Annotated in this window: 20 protein-coding genes; 10 read left to right on the top strand and 10 right to left on the bottom strand. The window is 66.4% G+C overall.

The genetic code is table 11. The features are described 5' to 3' along the window. Positions 1–9 precede the first annotated feature (9 nt). Both clpA and ACEWPL_RS15375 read left to right on the top strand, forming a co-directional pair. Positions 10–2334 carry an ATP-dependent Clp protease ATP-binding subunit ClpA gene (gene clpA / locus ACEWPL_RS15380; RefSeq protein ID WP_393930406.1) on the top strand — a complete coding sequence of 775 codons (2325 nt, stop codon included), beginning with the start codon at positions 10–12 and terminating at the stop codon, positions 2332–2334. After that, on the top strand, positions 2331–3308 hold the full coding sequence (locus ACEWPL_RS15375) for a M23 family metallopeptidase (RefSeq protein WP_393930408.1): 978 nt from the start codon (positions 2331–2333) through the stop codon (positions 3306–3308). The genes clpA and ACEWPL_RS15375 overlap by 4 nt, the downstream gene beginning before the upstream one ends. Here ACEWPL_RS15375 and ACEWPL_RS15370 read toward each other — a convergent pair. The 3 genes from ACEWPL_RS15370 to ACEWPL_RS15360 all read right to left on the bottom strand — a co-directional run bounded on the left by ACEWPL_RS15370 (position 3295) and on the right by ACEWPL_RS15360 (position 6926). Further along, the gene (locus ACEWPL_RS15370) at positions 3295–5097 is read right to left on the bottom strand and encodes a peptidoglycan -binding protein (protein ID WP_393930410.1); all 1803 of its coding nucleotides are present in this window, start codon (positions 5095–5097) and stop codon (positions 3295–3297) included. The two genes, ACEWPL_RS15375 and ACEWPL_RS15370, sit on opposite strands and share 14 nt — an antisense overlap. 3 nt (positions 5098–5100) lie before the next feature. After that, complete coding sequence (locus ACEWPL_RS15365) at positions 5101–6327, bottom strand: biopolymer transporter ExbB (RefSeq protein ID WP_393930412.1); 1227 nt, start codon at positions 6325–6327, stop codon at positions 5101–5103. 68 nt (positions 6328–6395) lie between these two features. Continuing rightward, a complete protein-coding gene (locus ACEWPL_RS15360; protein ID WP_393930414.1) occupies positions 6396–6926 on the bottom strand; it encodes a gamma-glutamylcyclotransferase in 531 nt (176 codons plus the stop codon). A 99-nt stretch (positions 6927–7025) separates the two neighbouring features. Here ACEWPL_RS15360 and ACEWPL_RS15355 point away from each other — a divergent pair, with 99 nt between their 5' ends. After that, on the top strand, positions 7026–8033 hold the full coding sequence (locus ACEWPL_RS15355) for a DUF2125 domain-containing protein (protein ID WP_393930416.1): 1008 nt from the start codon (positions 7026–7028) through the stop codon (positions 8031–8033). Positions 8034–8036: 3 nt separating this feature from the next. Here the strand turns inward: ACEWPL_RS15355 and ACEWPL_RS15350 are convergent, their stop codons facing one another. The 4 genes from ACEWPL_RS15350 to rpsD all read right to left on the bottom strand — a co-directional run bounded on the left by ACEWPL_RS15350 (position 8037) and on the right by rpsD (position 11636). After that, positions 8037–8870 (bottom strand): extensin-like domain-containing protein, encoded by an 834-nt coding sequence (locus ACEWPL_RS15350; RefSeq protein WP_393930418.1) that lies wholly within the window; start codon positions 8868–8870, stop codon positions 8037–8039. 14 nt (positions 8871–8884) lie between these two features. Beyond that, positions 8885–9802, bottom strand: coding sequence for a prephenate/arogenate dehydrogenase family protein (locus tag ACEWPL_RS15345; protein ID WP_393930420.1), 918 nt, complete (start codon positions 9800–9802; stop codon positions 8885–8887). Continuing rightward, positions 9799–10884: a histidinol-phosphate transaminase gene (hisC, locus tag ACEWPL_RS15340; RefSeq protein ID WP_393930422.1), complete on the bottom strand. Its 1086-nt coding sequence runs from the start codon at positions 10882–10884 to the stop codon at positions 9799–9801. Before hisC ends, ACEWPL_RS15345 begins: the two co-directional genes overlap by 4 nt. 131 nt (positions 10885–11015) lie before the next feature. Beyond that, a complete protein-coding gene (rpsD, locus tag ACEWPL_RS15335) occupies positions 11016–11636 on the bottom strand; it encodes a 30S ribosomal protein S4 (RefSeq protein ID WP_393930424.1) in 621 nt (206 codons plus the stop codon). Positions 11637–11877: 241 nt separating this feature from the next. On the opposite strand from rpsD, the gene smpB reads away from it, so the two are divergent. From smpB to ACEWPL_RS15310, 5 genes are all read left to right on the top strand, one after another. Next, complete coding sequence (gene smpB / locus ACEWPL_RS15330) at positions 11878–12354, top strand: SsrA-binding protein SmpB (protein ID WP_393930426.1); 477 nt, start codon at positions 11878–11880, stop codon at positions 12352–12354. Continuing rightward, positions 12354–12614, top strand: coding sequence for a hypothetical protein (locus ACEWPL_RS15325; protein ID WP_393930428.1), 261 nt, complete (start codon positions 12354–12356; stop codon positions 12612–12614). The genes smpB and ACEWPL_RS15325 overlap by 1 nt, the downstream gene beginning before the upstream one ends. Before the next feature lie 64 nt (positions 12615–12678). After that, a complete protein-coding gene (gene sseA / locus ACEWPL_RS15320; RefSeq protein ID WP_393930430.1) occupies positions 12679–13536 on the top strand; it encodes a 3-mercaptopyruvate sulfurtransferase in 858 nt (285 codons plus the stop codon). Positions 13537–13538: 2 nt separating this feature from the next. Beyond that, positions 13539–14720, top strand: a complete 1182-nt coding sequence (locus ACEWPL_RS15315; protein WP_393930432.1) for an amino acid aminotransferase — start codon at positions 13539–13541, stop codon at positions 14718–14720. 40 nt (positions 14721–14760) lie between these two features. Next, on the top strand, positions 14761–15867 hold the full coding sequence (locus tag ACEWPL_RS15310; protein WP_393930434.1) for a pyridoxal phosphate-dependent aminotransferase: 1107 nt from the start codon (positions 14761–14763) through the stop codon (positions 15865–15867). A gap of 7 nt (positions 15868–15874) precedes the next feature. Here ACEWPL_RS15310 and ACEWPL_RS15305 read toward each other — a convergent pair whose 3' ends face one another. Further along, positions 15875–17092 (bottom strand): pyridoxal-phosphate-dependent aminotransferase family protein, encoded by a 1218-nt coding sequence (locus tag ACEWPL_RS15305; RefSeq protein WP_393930436.1) that lies wholly within the window; start codon positions 17090–17092, stop codon positions 15875–15877. Positions 17093–17221: 129 nt separating this feature from the next. Here ACEWPL_RS15305 and ACEWPL_RS15300 point away from each other — a divergent pair, with 129 nt between their 5' ends. Further along, complete coding sequence (locus tag ACEWPL_RS15300; RefSeq protein WP_393930438.1) at positions 17222–17905, top strand: tyrosine-protein phosphatase; 684 nt, start codon at positions 17222–17224, stop codon at positions 17903–17905. Between the two features lie 6 nt (positions 17906–17911). Here the strand turns inward: ACEWPL_RS15300 and ACEWPL_RS15295 are convergent, their stop codons facing one another. After that, positions 17912–18919 carry a type I glyceraldehyde-3-phosphate dehydrogenase gene (locus tag ACEWPL_RS15295; protein ID WP_393930440.1) on the bottom strand — a complete coding sequence of 336 codons (1008 nt, stop codon included), beginning with the start codon at positions 18917–18919 and terminating at the stop codon, positions 17912–17914. Between the two features lie 207 nt (positions 18920–19126). Between ACEWPL_RS15295 and ACEWPL_RS15290 the strand changes: the two genes are divergently transcribed. Continuing rightward, complete coding sequence (locus ACEWPL_RS15290) at positions 19127–20155, top strand: M48 family metalloprotease (protein ID WP_393930442.1); 1029 nt, start codon at positions 19127–19129, stop codon at positions 20153–20155. A gap of 81 nt (positions 20156–20236) precedes the next feature. On the opposite strand, the gene ACEWPL_RS15285 is transcribed toward ACEWPL_RS15290, so the two are convergent. Further along, positions 20237–21583 carry an SPOR domain-containing protein gene (locus ACEWPL_RS15285; protein WP_393930444.1) on the bottom strand — a complete coding sequence of 449 codons (1347 nt, stop codon included), beginning with the start codon at positions 21581–21583 and terminating at the stop codon, positions 20237–20239. Positions 21584–21647: the final 64 nt, after the last annotated feature.

Raw genomic sequence — 21647 nt, 5'->3', positions numbered from 1 at the left:
CACCAACACGTGCCTTCATTCTCGACCACACTGGAACAGGCAATTCACGCCGCACTGGCGCTGGCCAACGCACGCCAGCACGAATTCGCCACACTCGAACACCTCCTGCTCGCCCTCGTGGACGAGCCTGACGCCAACCGCGTGCTCAAGGCATGCAGCGTCGATTCCGAAGAGTTGCGCACCACCCTCGTCGAGTTCATCGATGATGAGCTCTCGAACCTCGTCACCGACATCGAAGGCTCCGAGGCGGTTCCCACAGCCGCGTTTCAGCGCGTGATCCAGCGCGCCGCGATCCATGTGCAATCCTCGGGCCGCACCGAAGTGACCGGCGCCAACGTGCTGGTCGCCATCTTTGCCGAGCGCGAGTCGAACGCGGCCTACTTCCTGCAGGAGCAGGACATGACCCGCTATGACGCGGTCAACTTCATCGCCCACGGCGTCGCCAAGGACCCCGCCTTTGGCGAGGCGCGGCCCGTGCAGGGTGCCGATGAGGAGACCCAAGGAAGCACGCAGGACTCGAGCGCCGTCGAGCCGGGCGAGTCTGCCCTGGCCAAATATTGCGTCGATCTGAACGAGAAATCGCGCACCGGCGATGTCGATCCGCTGATCGGCCGCGCCGATGAGGTCGAGCGCTGCATCCAGGTTCTGTGCCGCCGGCGCAAAAACAACCCGATCCTCGTCGGCGATCCCGGCGTGGGCAAGACCGCGATTGCCGAAGGGCTGGCCTACAAGATCGTGCAGGGCCAGACCCCCGAAATCCTGTCGAAAACCACGATTTATTCGCTGGACATGGGCGCGCTTCTGGCCGGCACCCGCTATCGTGGCGATTTTGAAGAGCGGCTGAAGGCCGTGGTGACCGAATTGGAAAACCATCCCGACGCGGTTCTTTTCATCGACGAGATTCACACCGTGATCGGTGCGGGCGCCACCTCGGGCGGCGCGATGGATGCGTCGAACCTGCTGAAACCCGCGCTGCAGGGCGGCAAGCTGCGCTGCATGGGCTCCACCACCTACAAGGAGTTCCGCCAGCACTTTGAGAAGGACCGCGCGCTAGCCCGCCGTTTCCAGAAGATCGACGTAGCCGAGCCCTCGGTCGATGACACGATCAAGATCCTCAAGGGCCTCAAGCCCTATTTCGAGGAGCATCACAGCGTCAAATACACCAATGATGCGATCAAGACTGCCGTCGATCTGGCCTCACGCTACATCAACGACCGCAAGCTGCCTGACAAGGCCATCGACGTCATCGATGAGGCCGGCGCAGCGCAGCATCTGGTTGCGGCCTCCAAGCGCCGCAAAAGCATCGGCGTGAAAGAGATCGAGGCCGTCGTCGCCAAGATCGCCCGCATCCCGCCGAAAAACGTCAGCAAGGATGATGCGGCGGTGCTCAAGGATCTGGAGACGTCGCTCAAGCGTGTCGTCTTCGGCCAGGATGCAGCCATCGAGGCGCTCAGCAGCGCGATCAAGCTGGCCCGCGCGGGCCTGCGCGAGCCTGAAAAGCCCATCGGCAACTACCTCTTCGCGGGCCCTACCGGCGTGGGCAAGACCGAAGTGGCCAAGCAGTTGGCCGATACTCTGGGCGTCGAGCTGATACGCTTCGACATGTCGGAATACATGGAGAAACACGCGGTCAGCCGCCTCATCGGCGCGCCTCCGGGCTATGTCGGCTTCGATCAGGGTGGCCTTTTGACCGATGGCGTCGATCAGCACCCGCATTGCGTGCTCTTGTTGGATGAGATCGAGAAGGCGCATCCGGATGTCTTCAACATCCTCTTGCAGGTGATGGACCACGGCACGCTGACGGATCACAACGGCCGCTCGGTCGATTTCCGCAACGTGGTGCTGATCATGACCTCGAATGCGGGCGCGTCCGAGCTGGCGAAATCCGCCATCGGCTTTGGCCGCGACCGCCGCGAGGGCGAGGATACGGCGGCGATTGAGCGGACCTTCACGCCTGAATTCCGCAATCGCCTCGATGCGACCATCTCGTTCGGCGCGCTGCCCAAGGAGGTGATCCTACAAGTGGTCGAGAAGTTCGTGCTGCAACTCGAAGCGCAGCTGATGGACCGCAACGTCACCATCGAGCTCAGCAAACCCGCCGCTGAATGGCTGGCCGATAAAGGCTATGACGACAAGATGGGCGCACGCCCCCTTGCCCGCGTCATTCAGGAATACATCAAGAAGCCTCTGGCCGAGGAGCTTCTCTTTGGCAAGCTGGCCAAGGGCGGTGTCGTCAAGGTGGGCGTCAAGGACGGGCAGATCGATCTGCAGATCAGCGGCCCCGACACCCCGCGTCTGAGCGGAGGCAAGCCGCCGCTCCTGACCGCCGAGTGACACGCATCGCAACTCTTGCGGCGCTGGCCATGCTGGCTGGCGCCGCAAGCGCCCAAGAGCCGCCTCGGCTGGGCCTGCCCGCCGATTGCGCCTTGGGCGAAACCTGCTTCATCCAGCAATATCCTGACGCCGATCCCGGCCCCGCCGCGCAAGACTACATGTGCGAGGCGCTCAGCTATGACGGCCACAAGGGCACCGATTTTGCCCTGCCCTCGCTTGCCGCGATGAAGGCCGGTGTGGATGTCATCGCCGCGGCGCCCGGCACCGTGCGCGGCATGCGCGACGGAATGGCGGACCGCGTTTTCAGCCCCGAGATGGAGGCCGAAATGGCCGGGCGCGATTGCGGAAACGGAGTGGCCATCGATCACGGCAACGGCTGGGAGACGCAGTATTGCCACATGGCGAAGGGCTCCCTCATGGTGCGCAAAGGCGATGTCGTCCAGCGCGGCGCGCCGCTGGGCCGCGTTGGCCTTTCGGGGCGCACGCAGTTTCCGCATGTCCATATCAGCCTGCGCAAGGACGGCGAGACGGTCGATCCGTTCCGCCCTGAGGCCGGATGCGGCGCGGCCGGGGCCGATCCGCTCTGGATCGATCTGCCGGCCTATCAGCCCGGCGGTCTTCTCGCTGCTGGCCTGTCGGTCGGCGTGCCGGATTACGATGCGGTCAAGGCGGGCACGGCGGCACTCGAGGCGCTGGCCACAGACGCGCCATCGCTGGTGGCGTGGGGCTATGGCTATGGCGCGCGCAAGGGCGACAGCCTTCACCTGACCATCATCGGCCCAAATGGCGAGACCGTGTTCGAGCAGGAGGCCCCTATCGACAAGGCGCAGGCGCAGTATTTCCGCGCCGCGGGCAAACGGGCGCGCGCGCCTTGGCCCGAAGGCCGCTATACCGCGAGGGCCGAATTACTGCGCGAGGGCGCCATCATCGACACCGCCGACGGCACAGCGCACACCGGCCCTACTTCTCAGTAAATTTAAGCTCGATCCGCCGGTTCTGTGCCCGCGCCTCGGCACTGTCGCCCTCCGCGACCGGCTGATACTGGCCAAAGCCGTTCGCCGCCAGACGATCCGGAGGCAACCCGAGGAAGTCGATCATGTAGCGCACCACCGACAGGGCGCGCGCCTGGCTCAACTCCCAATTGTCGGCGAATTGGGCCGAGCCGAGGATCGGCACGTTGTCGGTATGCCCGTCGACGCGGATCACCCAGTCGATCTCTTCGGGGATATCGTCCACGACGTTGCGCAGGATCTCCGCCACCTTGGCGATCTCGTTCTTGCCGGAATTCGAGAGCGTCGCCTGCCCCGGCGCAAAGAGCACTTCGGACGAAAAGACAAAGCGGTCGCCCTCAATGCGCACGCCCTCCTGATTGCCCAGCACGTCGCGCAGACGGCCAAAGAAATCCGAGCGATACTTTTCCAGATCCTGCTTTTCGGCCTCGAGCAGGCGGTTCTTTTCCTCCTCGGCCTCGCGGCGGCGCTTTTCGGCGGCGGCGACCCGCGCCAGCGCCGCGTTCAGATCCTGACCCAGCGATTGCAGCTGCACGTCGCTTGCCGCCTCGCGCTCCTTCGCATCGTCCAAAAGCGCCTGAAGCTGGCCCAGCTGATCGCGCAGCGCCGCCACCTGCTGGTTCAGCAATTCCTGCTCGCGCTGCGCCGCATCCGTCTGGGCCTCCTGCGCGCTCAGCCGCTCGCGCGCCTCTGACAAGAGCGCCGCACGCTCTTCGGCGGCGCTCATCTGCTCTTCGGCCTCATTCTCGGCGGCCAGCTTGGCGGCGAGGGCGGCGGTCAGTTGTTCCTGCACGTCCGCCTCGGTCAGGGCGCGGTCGGCCTTGAGCGCCGCCAGCTCGGCCTCCAGCGCGTCGATGCGCCCGTTTGCCGTCTCCAGATCGGTCGCGAGGCTCTGCGCCTCGGCATTTTCCGCCTCGCGCGCAGCCAGTGCGGCGGCCAGCTGCGCCTCCAGATCCTCGCGTCCCTCGCGGGCGGCAGCCAACAAGGTCAACGTCTCCTCGGCGCGGCGGCGCTGCTCTTCCAGGGCCAGGGTCATGGCCGTCAGCTCGGCCCGCGAGCCTTGCAGCCGCTCGCGCAGTGCCTCGGCGGCAGCGGCCTGCGCAAGGCGCGCGGCCTCGGCATCACTCAGCTCGGCTTCGGTCTGCTCCAGCTGCGCCGCGCTACCTTCGGCCTCTGCCCGCAATTCGGCGGCCAGCGCCTCCAGCGCATCGCGCTGCGCGGCGGCGAGGCGAGCCGCCTCGGCCTCCGCATCGACCTCGTCTCGCAGATCGGCCAGCGCCAGTTGCAGCGCCTCCTTGTCCGAGATCAGCGTATCGCGCGCGGCCTCGAGGTCATCCACCCGGCCCAGCGCCGTTTCCCGCTCGGCCAGAAGGCCCGCCACCTGTTCCTCAAAGCTGGCGATGCGGGCGCTGGCAGCCTCGTTCGCCTCGGTCAGCGAGGCGATCAGCGCCGTCTGCTGGTCCTGCCGCTCGCGCGCATCCTCCAGCGTGGTCGTCAGCGCCCCGACCCGTTCGCGCAGGGTCGCGCTGCGGTCCTGCTCAAGCCCCAGTGCGCGCGACAGCGCCGCCACCTCGGACGAAAGCGTATCCAGCTCGGTCTCCTGCCCCGTGATCGTCTCGCGCAGGGCGAATTGAACGACCATGAATATCGTCAGAACGAACATCAGCACCAGCAGCAGGCCCGTCATCGCATCGACGAAGCCCGGCCAGATCGACGATTGAAAGCGCTGCCCGGTGCGGCGTGACAGGGCCATGGATCAGCCCTCCTGCTCCGGTGTGTCACGCGGCGCGGTGGCGATACCGGGCGCGGCGCGATAGCTGCGGCGCGCACTGCGCGCGCTCATCAGAGCGGATTTCAGACCGGCGATATCCGTGCGCAATTCGCTAACCGCCTCTTGCCGCCCGGCGCTGATCTCTTCGAGAATGCGCAGCATCTGCACATCGATCGAGCGCAGGCGCATCCGGCTTTCGGCATCGAGACCCGCCTCGGACGGGGCCTCACGTGCGCTCAGCGCCTCGATCAGTCGCTCTTGCCCGTCAGCGACGCGGCCCAGCGCAGCGGTGGCGCCGGTGCTGTCTGTCTGCTCCGCCAGGCGCGCAACGGCGGCGGTCAGATCGGCCATCTGCGCGTCCGAGGCGGCGCGGGCGATGTCCGATTGAGTCAGCATCTGCTGAAGCGATTCCATCTGCTCGCTCATCTGGTCGATGATGCCGGTCAGGAGCGCCTGTTCGCTGCTGCCATCCTCGGCGCCGGCAAGGCCGACGCGGGTGATGGTCGACATCCACTCTTCCAGCTCGCGGTAGAACCGATTCTGGCCGTGACCGGCAAAAAGCTCCAGCAGACCCACGATAAGCGATCCGGCAAGACCCAGCAGCGACGAGGCAAAGGCGACGCCCATGCCGCCCAGTTGCGACTGAAGGCCCGTCATCAGGCGGGTAAAGACCTCGACCCCGCCTTCGCCCTCTTGCGGGGCAAGGCCACGGATCGTCTCGACCAGTGCGGGCACGGTAGTGGCAAGGCCATAGAACGTGCCCAGAAGGCCTAGGAAAATCAGTAGGTTGACGATATACCGCGTAATCTCGCGCGCCTCGTCGATGCGCTGCGCCACCATGTCCTGAATCGAGCGGGCCGAGGATTGCGAGATCTGCATCCGCTTGCCGCGTTGCCGCAAGAGTGTGGGCAGAGGCCCCAGCAGCAGAGGCGGCTTGACCCCATCGGCCCCCGGCACCTCACGCGCGAAATTCTCGATCCATCGGACCGAGCCGATCAACTGGAAGACCTGCCAGAAACAGGCAACGACGCCGATCAGGAAGACGAAGAAGATGAAGCCGTTGAGATAGGGGTTCGCCTCGAACACAGGCAGGACGCGCGGCAGCGCCATGAACGCGCCAAGGCCCGACAGGCCAAGGACCAGAAACATGCTGACGATCTGGCGCCACGGCTGTGAGAATTGCTGCTCGACCTCGCGGTCCGGCTTGTCCATGCGGACGCTCCAGGCACTAGTTTTGGTTGGGCTTCACCCTACGCGGATCGCCCCGCCAAGCCAAGGCGTTATGCGCAAAGCGTCTGCACCCGCGCCGAGAGCCATTCCAGATCGCTGTCGCTGATCCCAAGCTCGGCCAGATGGGCGGCGGTGTTGTGCAGATACTCGGTATTCGGGCCGCGCCCGCCGACCGCGCGGGCGATGATGCGCGCTTGCTCTTCCAGCGGCAGGCCACCGCAATATTGCACGTGATGCGGGTCGATCACGTAGGTCACCGCGCGCGCCGTGCGCCCATCGGCTAGCCGGATATCCAGATCCCGCTCAAGATAGGCGGACGAGATGAGCTCGCGCGCGCGCAGATATTTCAAAGTCTCGGCCTCCTGCCCGGACCGCACGGCTAACGCGACGCCACGGCATTCCGCGCCATGCGCCTCATCCAGTGCGAGGACCAGCCCCGGCTCTTTCTCGGTGCCCCGATGATGGACCGAGCGCATGCAGAAGCTGCGCGCATAGCCCGGCAGGGTCGCGATGATCTGGTGATCCACCTCGAATCCCGGGTTCCAGACCAGCGAGCCATAGCCGAACACCCACATCGTCATATTGCCGCCCCTCCTGCTGCTTTGGACGCCGAGGCCATGGGCATCGCGCCGAAACACTCTATAAACATCTTTGCATTGAGGCGCAAAAGGGGTGCGAGCATGAAAATTTTGCTGGCCATCTGTCTGGCATTGGCGGCGGCCTGGGCCGGGTACTGGTTCATCGGGTCAAGCGCCCTGAAATCCGGGCTGGCCGCCTGGTTCGACGCGCGCCGTGCTGAGGGGTGGGTGGCCGAATACGACACGCTGCAGGTGCAGGGTTTTCCCAGCCGGTTCGACACGACCTTCACCGCGCTGCGGCTGGCCGATCCGGTCACTGGCCTTGGCTGGCAGGCGCCGTTCTTTCAGCTCCTGACGCTCAGCTATACGCCCAATCACGTGATCGCCGTCTGGCCTCATACGCAGAGCATCGCCCTGCCGGAAGCGGAATTTTCTTTGACCAGCGCGGATATGCGCGCCTCGATGGTGGTCGCGCCCAGCACGGCCCTCGCCCTTCGGCGCGCCACGCTGACCGGCGAGGCGCTGTCGCTCGCGCCGCAGGCAGGCGAGGAAGGCGATGCTCTGTCGGTCGCGGCGCTGCGCCTTGCGGCCGAGCGGATCGAGGAGGGCAGCGCCGAGGCGCGCTATCATCTGGGCCTTGCCGCAACGGACATCGCCCCGCCCGCCGCGCTGATGGCGCAGTTGGAGGGCGGGGACTCCGTGCCCCGCGTGATCGATAACGTCACGGCAGACATCACCGCCCACTTCACCGCACCATGGGATCGATTTGCCATCGAGCGCGCACGCCCGCAGCCGACCGCGATAGAGGTCAAGCGGCTTGCCGTCACATGGGGCGCGATGTCGCTGGAGGCGTCCGGGGCGCTGGATATCGATGCGCGTGGTTTGCCCGAAGGCGACATCACGCTCAAGGCGCGCGGCTGGCAGGAGGCGCTGGAGATTGCGCGCAGAACGGGTGCGCTGACCCCCGACATGGCCGACACGGCCCAAGGGGCGCTGACGATGATGGCGGGCGGTGACAGCGCGCTCGACATTCCGCTTCGCCTTGGCGAGGGGCGCGTCTGGCTGGGGCCACTGCCGATCGCCCCCGCGCCGGTCCTTCGCCTGCAATAGCGCCTAGCGGCAGTAGCTGCCCACCCGGTAGCGCGCGGTGTCAAAGTGGAAGTGATCGCGGTGAAAGCGATCCGCCTCGGGGCCAAGGACCGTGCCGAACGGCCCGCAGGCCGAGCGGTGCATCCGGCTGAGGATCTCGCCCTTCTGCCCCTTGTCCCAATCGGTCAGCACTGTGATCGTGCGCCCGTCGCGCAGCTGAAAGCCGGCAATGTCGATGGCGTGGCCTTTACCATGCTCCGAGATTTTCGCGCCGCGCTGATTGTTGCGCGCGCGGCAAGCATAATGCGCCGCAACGCGCAACTGCCTGACGCCGCCGCCGTAATCACCGACAGCTGGCTTCATGCCGCTTGCGATCCAGGTCTTGATCGCGACCGCCGTCTGGCAATCCATCAGCGCATGTTGACTAAGCGCGACGCCCTCGATGCTGCGCACCTTGACGGCATCGTCGATGCCGCAGCCCGAGATGCGGCCCGGTAGGCGGCCCACCTCCTCGCCCTGAATGGACGGATCACCGCAGACCATGCCGCGCGCGCGCGCCTCCTTGCGCTGTTGCGCAGCGCGTCCGATGGCGAGGGGACGCAGCAGCGGACGCAGCGACGACAAAACGGCGCCGCGCTCTTGCGTGACCTCATTGGGCGCCGAGCTTGATGGGCCAGTATTGGCCAGATCCCGGCCAGCGGGACTGCCTGTCTCGGCCGTCACGGACGCAGGTTGACCGTCACTGGCGGGCGGCTGGGCCGCGGTGGCGAGCGGTGCATCGGGGCGTGCGACGGGGCGCAGGGACGTGGTGGGCGCACCGGCAAAAGCGGTGCTGGTGGCGGCGATCAGGGCGGCCAAGATCGCGGCCCGCCTCATCCGCCGCGGGCCCGTCCGAAATCGGGCGCGTCGGTATCCTGCCCCGCCTCGATGATGCCCCGCCGAATGGCGCGGGTGCGGGTGAAATACTCGTGCAAATGGTCGCCATCGCCGGTGCGGATCGCCCGCTGCAGCGCAAAAAGCTCCTCGGTGAACCGGCCAAGGATCTCCAGCGTCGCCTCGCGGTTGTTCAGAAAGACATCTCGCCACATGGTCGGATCGCTTGCGGCAATCCGGGTGAAGTCACGAAAGCCAGCGGCGGAATACTTGATAACCTCGCTGTCGGTGACGCGGCCCAGATCATCGGCCACGCCGACCATCGTGTAGGCGATGAGGTGCGGCGCATGGCTGGTCACGGCCAGAACCAGATCGTGATGGTCAGCCTCCATCTCATCCGTCAGCGCCCCCATCCCCTGCCAGAGCGCCTCGAGCCGTTCGACAGCCGCGCGGTCCGAGCCTTCCTGCGGCACAATGAGGCACCAGCGATTGTCGAAAAGCTCGGCAAAACCCGAGCGCGGGCCTGAATGCTCGGTCCCCGCCAGCGGGTGCGCGGGCACGAAATGCACGCCCTCAGGCAGATGCGGGGCGACCGCCTCGATCACCGCGCGCTTGACCGAGCCGACATCGCTGACCGTCGTGCCCGGCTTCAGCCCCGGCGCAATCTCGGCGGCGACATCGCCCATGGCACCCACGGGCACGCAAAGCACCACCAGATCGGCGCTTTCCACGGCGGCAAGCGCGCTATCCTCGATCCGGTCGCACAGCCCGATCTCGCGCGCGATCTTGCGCGTCTGCTCGGAGCGGGCATAGCCCACGACCTCGCCGGCCAGCCCGGCGCGGCGGATCGCCAGCGACATGGATCCGGCGATCAGCCCCAAACCGATCAGCGCGATGCGGCCGTAGATCTGGCTCATCGGGCCGTTGCCATGAATTGCCCCACGGCATGGGCCACGCGGCGGCAGCTGGCCTCATCGCCCACGGTGATGCGCAGGCAGTTTGGCAGGTTGTAACCCGCCACGCGGCGCACGATCAGGCCCTCGGATTTCAGATGCTCGTCACAGGCCTCGGCCTCGGCCTGATTGGCAAAGCGGGCAAGGATGAAATTGGCCAGCGACGTATCCGACGGCACGCCATGTTCGGCCAGCACCTCGGCCAGCCAGGCGCGCCAGCGGGTATTGCCTTCCCGGCATTTCTCGGCCCATTCGGCGTCGCGGATCGCCGCCTCGGCTGCGGCCAGCGCAGCGGACGAGAGGTTGAACGGGCCGCGCACACGCGAGAGCACGTTGATCACATGCTCGGGGCCATAGCCCCAACCAACGCGCAGACCGCCCAGCCCATAGAGCTTGGAAAAGGTGCGGGTCATCACGACGTTCGAGCGCGCCTCGACCAGTGCCGCGCCGCCATCATAACCGTCGACGTATTCGGCATAGGCCCCGTCGAGCACCAACAGGACATGATCGGGCAGGCCCGCGGCCAGCCGGGCAACCTCACCCTCGCCGACCATCGTGCCCGTGGGATTGTTGGGGTTCGCGATAAAGACCAGCTTGGTCGCGGGGGTGCAGGCGGCAAGGATCGCGTCAACATCCGTGACGCGCTCTCGCTCGGGCACCTCGACCGGCGTCGCGCCATTGGCGAGCGCGCTGATCCGGTACATGCCAAAGCCGTGCTCGGTATGGATCACCTCATCGCCGGGGCCGGCATAGGCCTGGCAGAGGAAGGCGATGATCTCATCCGAGCCATTGCCGCAGATGATGCGCTCGGGGTCGAGGCCATGCACCTCGGCAATCGCCTCGCGGAGCGCGGCGTGATCCGAGGACGGATAGCGGTGCAGGTGATAGGAGGCCTTGCGAAACGCCTCCTTGGCGGCCTCGCTGGGGCCGAACGGATTCTCGTTCGAGCTGAGCTTGACCACATTGACGACGCCCGGAACATGCGCGGCCCCGCCCTGATAGAGCGTGATGTCCAGAATACCCGGCTGCGGTGTGATATTGCTCATGCGGCCCCCTCCAACGACGCCCGTTCTAGCCATGCCCGAACGGCTTGACCAGCACCAATGAGCAAAGGCCGCCCCGGTTTCCCGGTGCGGCCCTCACATGTTGCATCTGTGCAGAATGAAGCGCGCGGCGCTTAGTTCTGCGCGTAGAATTCGATGACGAGGTTCGGCTCCATCATCACCGGGTAGGGAACGTCCGTCAGGCCCGGTGTGCGCACGAATGTCGCGGTCATTTTCGAGTGATCGGCGTCGATGTAATCGGGCACATCGCGCTCGGCCAGCTGGGTGGCCTCGAGAAGAACGGCCATCTGCTTGGAGCGGTCGCGGACCTCGATCACGTCACCCTCTTTCACGCGGTAGGAGGGGATGTTGACGCGCTGGCCGTTCACCTTGACATGGCCGTGGTTCACGAACTGGCGTGCGGCGAACATCGTGGGGACGAACTTGGCGCGGTAGACGACGGCGTCGAGGCGGCGCTCGAGCAGCCCGATCAGGTTCTCGCCGGTGTCACCCTTGACGCGGGCGGCCTCGACATAGACGCGCTTGAACTGCTTTTCGGTCAGATCGCCATAGTAGCCCTTGAGCTTCTGCTTGGCGCGCAGCTGCAGGCCGAAGTCGGAAATCTTCGCCTTGCGGCGCTGGCCGTGCTGGCCGGGGCCGTATTCGCGGCGGTTGACAGGCGATTTGGGGCGGCCCCAGATGTTTTCGCCCATGCGGCGGTCGATCTTGTACTTGGCAGACGTGCGTTTGGTCACGGCTGATCTCCTTCTTTGCAATGTCGAAGGGCGTTGTCCTTTGGATTGCTCCCGACAGGCATCCCCTTGCGGGGGCCACCAACACCAATGAAGCCGCGCTTATATCCGGGTTTTGCGCAGAGTCAACGGCCACCGCCAAAAGAGATTTGATGCCTTCGGCGAGGATATCTCCAGCAAGAAGAAATGGGGGCCGCGCTGCCTTTGGCTGGACTTGGGCGCGGGGCGTGATTAGATCGCCTGCATGGCAAAGACTGACGAGAAAAAGAATTACAAGGTGATCGCCGAAAACCGGCGCGCGCGCTATGACTATGCGATCGAGGACGATATCGAATGCGGTATCATCTTGGAGGGTTCGGAGGTCAAATCGCTGCGCCAAGGGGGCGCGAATATCGCCGAGAGCTATGCGACCGTGGACGAGCATGAGCTATGGCTGGTCAACAGCTATGTCGCGCCCTATGCGCAGGCCAAGACCTTTGGCCATGAGGAGAAGCGGCGGCGCAAGCTGCTGGTTTCCAAACGCGAATTGGCGCGGCTTTGGTCCGACACACAGCGCAAGGGCATGACGCTGGTGCCGCTGGTCCTTTACTTCAACCATCGCGGGCTGGCCAAACTCAAGATCGGCATCGCGAAGGGCAAGAAGAATGTCGACAAACGCGCCACCGAGGCCAAGCGCGACTGGGCTCGCCAGAAGCAGCGCCTGCTGAAGGATCACCGCTGATGGAGATGCTGGCCGCGATGATGTCGGGCGCGGTCGGCGGCGTGATGGCGCGCGGCGCGCTGCGGCGCGCGCGGCGCGGGCTGTGGCTGGCCACCCTGCTGGGTATCCTGGGCGGCGGGGCCGCTTGGTGGGTGCTGGCGCAGATCGGGCCCGGCGAGAAGGCCGGGCCGCTGGTGCTCTGGCATGTGGTGGCGGGCGGCGCGAGCGGCGCGGCGCTGTCGGCACTGGCGATCCTTGCGCTGGGGCGCGCGGCGCGCTGAGGCGCTCTTGCCTCTGCTGCGGCTGAGTTATACTCAAGACGGACAGCAAAACGAGGGAGCTATCATGTCTGGGGACGATCCGAAAAACCTGGTTTCGACCGATTGGCTGGCCGCGCATATGAAGGACCCGGATCTGCGCATTCTCGATGCGACGACATTCCTGCCGGGCACCGGGCGCGATGCGAAGGCCGAATATGACGCGGCGCATATTCCCGGCGCGCGGTTTTTCGACATCGAGGAGATCAGCGATCACCGCTCGGAATTGCCGCATATGGCGCCGACGGCCGAGAAATTCATGTCGCGCCTGCGCGATATGGGTGTCGGCGACGGGCACCAAGTGGTGGTCTATGACACGCATGGCCTTTTCTCGGCGGCGCGCGTCTGGTGGCTGTTCCGCCTGATGGGCAAGTCCGATGTCGCGGTGCTGGACGGCGGGTTTCCCAAATGGCAGGCCGAGGGCCGCCCGGTCGAGGATATGCCCCCCATCGTGCGCGACCGCCACATGACGGTGCGCCGGCAAAACCACATGGTGAAGGACGTCACGCAGGTCTCGGCCGCCTCAAAGCTGGGCGATCACACCATTCTGGACGCGCGCGCCGCCCCACGGTTTCGCGGCGAGGCCCCCGAGCCGCGTCCGGGCCTGCGCGCAGGCCATATCCCCGGATCGCGCAATGTGCCCTATACCGACCTTCTGAACGAGGACAGCACAATGAAATCGCCGCACGAGCTGCGCGCGGTGCTGGACGCCGCCGGGGCAGATCTGGGCAAGCCGGTGATCACCACCTGCGGGTCCGGCATCACGGCGGCGGTCATCAACCTCGCGCTGGTGCGGATCGGGCATGAGGGCGGCGCTCTTTATGACGGGTCATGGGCCGAATGGGGCGCGTTCCCCACGGTGCCGGTGGCCACGGGCGACGCCTGATCATGCTGGAATCCCTGCCGCAGCAGGCGCCGGACAGCATCTTGCACTTGGCGGAGCAGCTGCGCGCGGACCCGCGGGCGCAGAAGGTCGATCTGGGTGTCGGCGTCTACCGCGATGCCTCGGGCAACACTCCGGTCATGCGCGCGGTTCGGCAGGCCGGGCGGCAGCTGTGGGAGGCCGAGAGGACCAAGACCTACACGTCGCTGGCAGGCGATCCAGCATTTCTGGATGCGATGCGGACGTTGGTGCTGGGCGATCTGCCTGCCGCGCATGTGGCGGCAATCGCGACGCCCGGCGGGACGGGCGCGGTGCGGCTCGGATTTGATTTGGTGCGCATGGCGCAGCCCGAGGCGCGCGTGTTCCATACCGATCCGACATGGGGCAATCACCTGAGCATCCTGGCGTATCTGGGCATGGAGACGGTGCCCTTCCGCTATTTCGACGCGGGCATGCACGATGTCGATCTGGAGGGGATGCTGCAGGATCTGGCGCAGCTGCGCGAGGGTGATGTGGTCTTGCTGCATGGCTGCTGCCACAATCCGACAGGCGCCGATCCCGATGCCGACGGCTGGCAGGCGTTGATCGGCGCCATCACCGCCGCGGGCGCCGTGCCGATGATCGATCTGGCCTATCTTGGCTTTGGCGAGGGGATCGAGGCGGATGCCGCCGCGACGCGCGCCATCTGCGCCGCTTGTCCCGAGGTCCTGATTGCCGTCTCCTGCTCCAAGAATTTCGGCGTCTACCGCGAACGGGTGGGAGTGCTGATGGCGGTGATGCAGGACGCATGCCATCAGACCCGCGCCCAAGGCGCGCTGACGCATCTCAACCGGCAGACCTATTCCTTTCCGCCCGATCATGGCGCGCGGCTGGTGACAATGGTACTGGGCGATGCGGCCCTCCGCGCCGAGTGGGAGGCCGAACTGGACGAGATGCGCGGGCAGATTCAAGGGCTGCGCGCCGCACTGGTGCAAGAGCTGCGGGAGCGCACGAATTCGGACCGGTTCGATTTCATCGCACGGCATCGGGGCATGTTCTCGATGATCGGAGCGGGTCCGGCGCAGGTGACGAAGATGCGCGAGGCGCATGGTGTCTACATGACCCGCGACAGCCGCATCAATATCGCCGGGCTGAATGCGCGCGACGTGCCGCTGCTGGCTTCGGCAATGGTCGAAGTCGAGCTCTGACGGCCTTGCACGTTCCTGCGCCATGCCGTTATCTGCTGCCATGTCTGATCCACGCACCACACCGCTGATCCGCTCGCTTCCTGCCTCCGTGCCCTTTGTCGGTCCCGAGGTGCAGGAGCGTCAGGGCAATTTCAAATTCGCCGCGCGTCTTGGCGCGAACGAGAATGTCTTTGGCCCCTCGCCGCGCGCGATCGAGGCCATGGGCAAGGCGGCGTCGGAGATATGGAAATACGGCGACTCGGCCAGCTTCGATTTGCGTCAGGCCTTGGCGGCGCGCATTGGCGTCCAGATGGAGAATATCCTGATCGGTGAGGGTATCGACGGGCTTCTGGGCTGCCTCGTCCGCCTGATGGTGGCGCCGGACGATGCGGTGGTCACCTCGGACGGGGCCTATCCTACCTTCAACTACCACGTCACCGGCTTTGGCGGCACGCTGCACAAGGTGCCCTACCGCGAGGATCGCGAGGATCTGCCCGCCCTGATCGCTCGCGCCGCCGACACGGACGCCAAGCTGGTCTATTTCGCCAATCCCGACAACCCGATGGGCACCTGGTGGGACGGGGCCAGCGTCGCCGCCGCGCTGGATGATCTGCCCGAGGGGTGCCTCTTGGTCCTCGACGAGGCCTATATCGAATTCGCGCCCGAAGGGACGGCAGCGTCGATCGCCATCGACGATCCGCGCGTCATCCGCATGCGCACCTTTTCCAAGGCCTATGGCATGGCAGGCGCGCGGATTGGATATGCGCTGGGGGCCGCGCCGCTGATCGCGGAGTTCGACAAGATCCGCAATCATTTCGGCGTCAACAGTGCCGCGCAGGCCGGGGCGCTGGCCGCACTGCTGGATGAAGGCTGGCTGGCCCATGTACAGCAGCAAATGGCGCAGGCGCGCGATGAGATCACCCGCATCGCCGAGCAAAACGGTCTGAGCGCCCTGCCCTCGGCCACCAATTTCGTCAGCGTCGATTGCGGCAGCGACGGCGATTTCGCCCGCGCCGTGCTGGCTGGCCTGATTGCGCGCGGCATCTTCGTGCGGATGCCCTTTGCCCAGCCGCTGGACCGCTGCATCCGCATCAGCTGTGGCCGCCCCGAGGATCTGGCCCTATTGGCCGGGGCCCTGCCGGGCGCGCTCAAGGACGCCCGCGGCTGAAGCTGCTCTAGCCTTCCGCGATGATCTGCGCTGCGGCGCCCACCGCGCCGCGCCCATGAGGGATATCCAGCGCCGTCAGACCCGCCTCGATGCTGCCCAGAACGCCCAGCACCATATGCGCGTTGACATGGCCCATATGCCCGATGCGGAAAAACCCGTGCCACGCCGGATCCGAAGGCTCCGCCATGCCAAGCCCGACGCCCAGCGTCACGCCCGTGTGCTGCTCAAGCCAGGCGCGCAGATCGCTCGCCCCCGGTGCGGGCACCGACAGCGCCGTCACGGCGCGGCTGCGATGGGCCGGATCGGCGATGTTGATGCGCAGCGCACCCTTTTCCGCCCAGGCATCGCACGCGGCCCAGACGGCACGCGCCAGCCGGTCATGCCGCGCCCAGACCGCCTCCAGCCCCTCGGCAAGGATCATGTCCAGAGCGGTGCGCAGACCATAAAGGTGATGCGTCGGCGCAGTGCCAAAGAAATACTGGTAGAATTCGCGCGGCGCGCTGCGCAGCGTCCAGTCCCAATAGGGGCTGACCCGTGCAAGGCTGCGCCGCACCTCTGCCGCCTTTTCACTGAAAAAGACAAACCCCAGCCCCGGCGGCATCATCAGCCCCTTCTGGCTACCGGTGACGATGATGTCGACGCCCCAGGCGTCCATCTCGATCCGGTCGCAAGCAAAGGAGGCGATGCAATCCGCCATCAGGAGGGCCGGATGTCCGGCCGCATCCATCGCCGCGCGCAGGCCCGGCATATCGCTGAGCGCAGAGGAAGACGTGTCGACATGCGTGGCCAGCACCGCCTTGATCTTGTGCGAGCTATCGGCGCGCAGCGCTTCTTCGACGCGGGCCGCATCGATGGGCGAGGCGCGTCCGAAATCCAGCACCTCCACCTCGATCCCCATGGCGCGCGCCATCTCGGCCCAGCCATGGCCGAAGCGGCCGGTGATCAGCGCCAAAATCTTGTCGCCGGGGGCCAGGGTGTTGGCGAACGCCGCCTCCCATGCGCCATGACCGTTGGACATGTAGATCGCCACATGCGCCTCGGTGCGCGCCACGCGTTTCAGATCAGGGATGATCGCGTCGACCATGTCGATCAGCGAACCCGCGTAAATATTGGGCGACGCGCGGTGCATCGCGCTCAGCACCTGGTCCGGCACGACCGAAGGTCCGGGAATTGCCAGATAGGATCGCCCGCCGGCCAATGCGCCGTTATTCCCCGTTCCGCTCATTTCGGCCTCACTCCTGTGTGTCTGCGGGCAATCTACCCCCATCGCGGGCGGCGTCAATGCACCCCCGCGCTTGCCATGCGCGGCGCGCGCGATTAGACCGTCCTTTCCTGCCGCAGCCCCGAGGCCCGCATGTCTTTATTCAAACGCTTGGCCACGTGGGAGCGTGACCTGCGCCAATCCTACAACATGGATCTCTCGACCCCCGAGAACCGGCGCCGCGCGCATATCTACAACCTCTGGTTCGACCACGCGATCCTGCGCGGCATCTGGACCAACGAATTCGAGGTGGCAAAGGGCGTCTGGCGCTCGAACCACCCCACGCATAAACGCTTTGCCGCGATGAAGGCGCGCGGGATCAAGTCCATCCTCAACCTGCGCGGCGCCGCCGGGGCGGCGCATTACCTGACCGAGAAGGAAAGCTGCGCCGCCCTCGGCCTGACGCTGGTCGATGTCACCCTGCATGCGCGCTACGCGGCGCCCCCCAGCGACATCGCGGCGCTTCTTCATGCCTTCCGCACGATCGAGCGGCCCTTCGTGATGCATTGCAAATCGGGCGCCGACCGCGCCGGGTTTGCCTCGGCCATCTACCTGATGGTCATCGAAGGGCGCCCCGTGGCCGAGGCGCGGGCCATGCTGGGCCTGCGGTTCCTGCATGTCAGACGCTCTCGCACGGGCGTTCTGGATTACATCCTCGACCTTTTCGAGGCGCGCCACGCCGAGACAGGAATCGGTTTCGAGGACTGGGTGCAGACGGAATATGACAACGCTCAGGTGCAGGCCGATTTCGAGGCCAGGTTCAAACCCTGGTTCTGATGCGCCCTAGCGGCGCGCGCCAATCCGGGCCGCCATGTCCAGCATTCGGCAGCTGAACCCCCATTCATTGTCATACCAGCCAAAGACACGGGTCAGCCCGCCCCCGGCCACGGATGTCTCGCGTCCGCACATGATGATCGACTCGGGCCGCGCCCGCAGGTCGGACGAGACGAGCGGACGCTCGGTCCAGCCGAACACATCCGCATAAGGCCCGCTCTCCGACGCGGCTTTCAACACGGCGTTCACCGCATCGACCGATACCGCCTCGCGCAACGTCACCGACAGGTCGATGCAGGACACGCTCGCCGTCGGCACACGGATCGCGCGCGCCTCGATCCGGCCCGCCAGATGCGGCAGGACCCGCGCCATCTGCCCATGCGCACTGGTCGTCGTCGGCACCATCGACAGCGCGGCCGCCCGGCTCCGCTCCAGGTTGCCGCGCGGCTTATCGACCGTGGGCTGGCTGCCGGTATAGCAATGCACCGTCGTCATCTGGCCCGACAGGATGCCAAACGCCTCATCCAGCAGCCGCGCCAGCGGCGCAAGCGCATTCGTGGTGCAAGACGCGTTCGAGATGATGGCCTGATCCGCCAGATCGCCCTCATTCGCACCCACAACCAGCGTCACATCCGCCTCCGCCGACGGCCCCGAGACAAGAACGGCGCGCGCGCCCGCTGCGATGCCTCGCTCGGCCATGGCGCGCTTCCCGGCCATACCGGTGCATTCCAGCACAAGGTCCACACCGCTCAGATCCAGCTCGCGCAGGTCCGGCACCGATGAGAACGGCACCCGCCGCCCATCGACGATCAGCGCGCCCGCCTGCGTGCCCACCGCGCCCGGCCAAGTGCCATAGACGCTGTCATACTCGAAAAGATACGCACAGGTCTCCAGCGGTTCGATCTCGTTGATCGAGACCAACTCCACATCTTCGCGCCCGGCCAGGACGATCCGCAGGACCGCGCGGCCGATCCGGCCAAACCCGTTTATAACAATTCTGACTGGCGGCTGTTGCATGGCGTGACCTCATCCAAACTTGCCCATCGCTAGCGCATCGCGCCCCGGCCCGCCAGCCCCTCGCCCCCGCCCGTTCTTCTTGCTGAAAATATCCCCGCCGGAGGCTCCCTCCCGCGCAACCAGGGCAGACCTCACCCTAGTGCGCCAAGCGTTGCCGCCGCCTGCGCGCCCATGCTAATCTCCGCGCAAAAAGGGGCATGGGCAGGCATGACGGCACTTCGCGAATATGAACGGCTCGAGGCGTCGGGCCTGTGGCGCGCCGCGCCCGATGATCAGCGCTGCGAAGTCGTGGTCTCGGTGGGCGATGCGACCCTCGTCATCACCGATATGCGCGACCGGGTGCTGACCCATTGGTCAATCCCGGCGGTCAGCCGTGCCAATCCCGGTGAGCTGCCCGCGATCTATCACCCCGATGGCGACACTGGCGAAACGCTCGAACTGGGTGCCTCGGAATCCCAGATGATCGACGCGATCGAGAAACTGCGCGCAGGGATCGCCCGCCAGAGGCCCCATCCGGGACGGCTGCGTCATGGCGTCCTGCTGGCCTCGGCGGTGGTGATCGGCGGCCTTGCGCTCTTTTGGCTGCCGGGCGCGGTGCGCGATCATGCGCTGCGCGTCGTGCCGCCGGTGAAGCGCGCCCAGATCGGCGCCGCACTCGAGCGCGAGATGCAGACCGTGACGGGCCCGCCCTGCAGGGCACCCGGCGGCGTGCAATCGCTGGCCAAGCTGGCCCAGCGGCTGCCGTCCACCCGCGGCGCCGGTGCGCTACGCGTGGTGCGCGGCGGTGTCGACAGCACGGCGACGCTGCCAGGCGGCACGATCCTGATCCACCGCTCGCTGGTCGAGGATTACGAAGAACCCGATGTCGTTGCGGGCTATATCGTGGCCGAGCGACTGCGCGCCCGTGCGCATGATCCGCTGGGCCGCCTCTTGGACCATGCCGGGATCGGCGCGGCCTTCCGCCTGTTGACCACCGGAGATCCGGGCGAGGCTGCGCTGCGCAGCTATGCCGAATATCTTCTGGCCGATGCGCCCTCGCAGCCGATCTCGGATGCCGCGCTGCTGGAAGGATTCCAGGCATGGTCGGTGCGCGCCGCGCCCTATGCCTATGCGCGCGACATCTCGGGTGAAAGCACGCTGGCGCTAATCGAGGCCGACCCCTTCGCCACCGAGGCCCCGCCGCCCGTTCTCAGCGACAGCGACTGGCTGCGCCTTCAGGGCATCTGCGGCGGCTGATCCCGCCCCCTTCCAATGCCCCAAGCAAAACGCCGGACCCTTTCGGACCCGGCGCATCACTGCCTCATTTGATCGCTGCGCTCAGCGTAGCCGTGCGTTCCCAAAGCCTGCGCCCCGCGCACGGGCCAGTGCGCCTTGCGCGGCTTCCGCGCTGGCGTAGGGCCCGCTCAGCAGCAGGCTGTACTGCGTGCCGCCGCGCGTCATGCTGCCCAGCCGCGCAGGCAGGCCAGCCCCTGCCAGCCGCTGCGCCGCCCGCTGTGCCTGCGCGCGGGTGGTATAGACACCTGCCTGAACATAGCTGTTCGCGCCGGCAGCTGCGGTGGCGCGCGCCTTGGCGGCCTGCACCTTCGCCTCTGGCTGGCGCGACTTGCTCGAGACCGTGACAGCGGGCTTGGCAGGCGCGCTCATCGCCGCGCGTTGCTGTTCGTAGCTGGTATAGGGATAGATCAGGCCGGGATACTCGCGCGAGACGTCATACCCCGTCTCGGTCAGGATCAGGCGGCGCGGCAGGGTCTTGGTCCACATCATTTCCATCTGCGCCTTGCCGGCAAAGGTCTGATGCGCACGGTGCGGATTGAGGCGGCCATCGGTCCAGACAGGCTTGTATCCCTTCGGCGTCGTGATGCCCTGAGCGGAGCGCACCTGCTGGCGGACCACATGGCGGGGCGCGACGCGCGTCGTGACCGGGTCAACGCGCACGACGCGCTTCGTCCCGGCGCGCTTGGACGTAGCGGGCGCGGCCTCATAAGCGGGCACGGCCGTCGGGCGCGGCGCCGGTACATAGGACGGCGCCGTGTAGCTGGGCGCGGCAATCGCACGCGGCGCGGTGCGGACGGCCTTGGTGCCCGGCACGCGGGTCACATGATCTTCGGTTTGCGGGCCGCAGCGCACAGCATAGCCCGAAGCGGTGCGCATATAGCGCGCGGAAACGGCGCTGGCCCCGGCGCACCCCTCGGAGGCGCGAACCGTGCGGCGCACGGGCTTGGGCGCAGGCGCGGGTGCAGGCTTGGCGGGCACAGGTTGCGCGGCGGCGGGGGCGACCCGGGCGGGCTGCGCGGCGGGCTTTTGCATGCTGGTGGCAGCGGGCACCTGCGCCGAACGCAGAACCTTCTTCGGTGCGGGCTGAGGTGCCTGGCGCACCGGGGCGGGCGTGGCCGCAGGTTCGGGCGCGGGGGCTGCTGCCAGAGACGGTTGCTGGTTGCACATGACCTGGCGGCTGCGCGTCACGCGCGGTACCCATGTCACGTTCCCGTCGATCCCGGCGCGCACGAAAACGCAGCCCTCGCTATCGACATACTGGCGGCCCGTATAGGAACTGGGCGGAAACTCGGCAGGTTCGCTCGCATCGCGCAGACTTTTGGCCTGCGCGATACTCAGACCGCAGGTCGCCGTCATGACCGCAATCGCTATCACGCGTGTAATCTTCATAGTGCCCCCACAAGATGTGCCATATTGTTGCCGCAATTCATGCGCCGAGTAAACAGGCAAGCAG

This window comes from Roseovarius roseus, assembly GCF_043355935.2.
In the GTDB taxonomy this organism is placed as follows: domain Bacteria; phylum Pseudomonadota; class Alphaproteobacteria; order Rhodobacterales; family Rhodobacteraceae; genus Roseovarius; species Roseovarius roseus.
The sequence above is the reverse complement of the archived record's forward strand: the minus strand, read 5'-3'. Positions and strand labels throughout refer to the sequence as shown.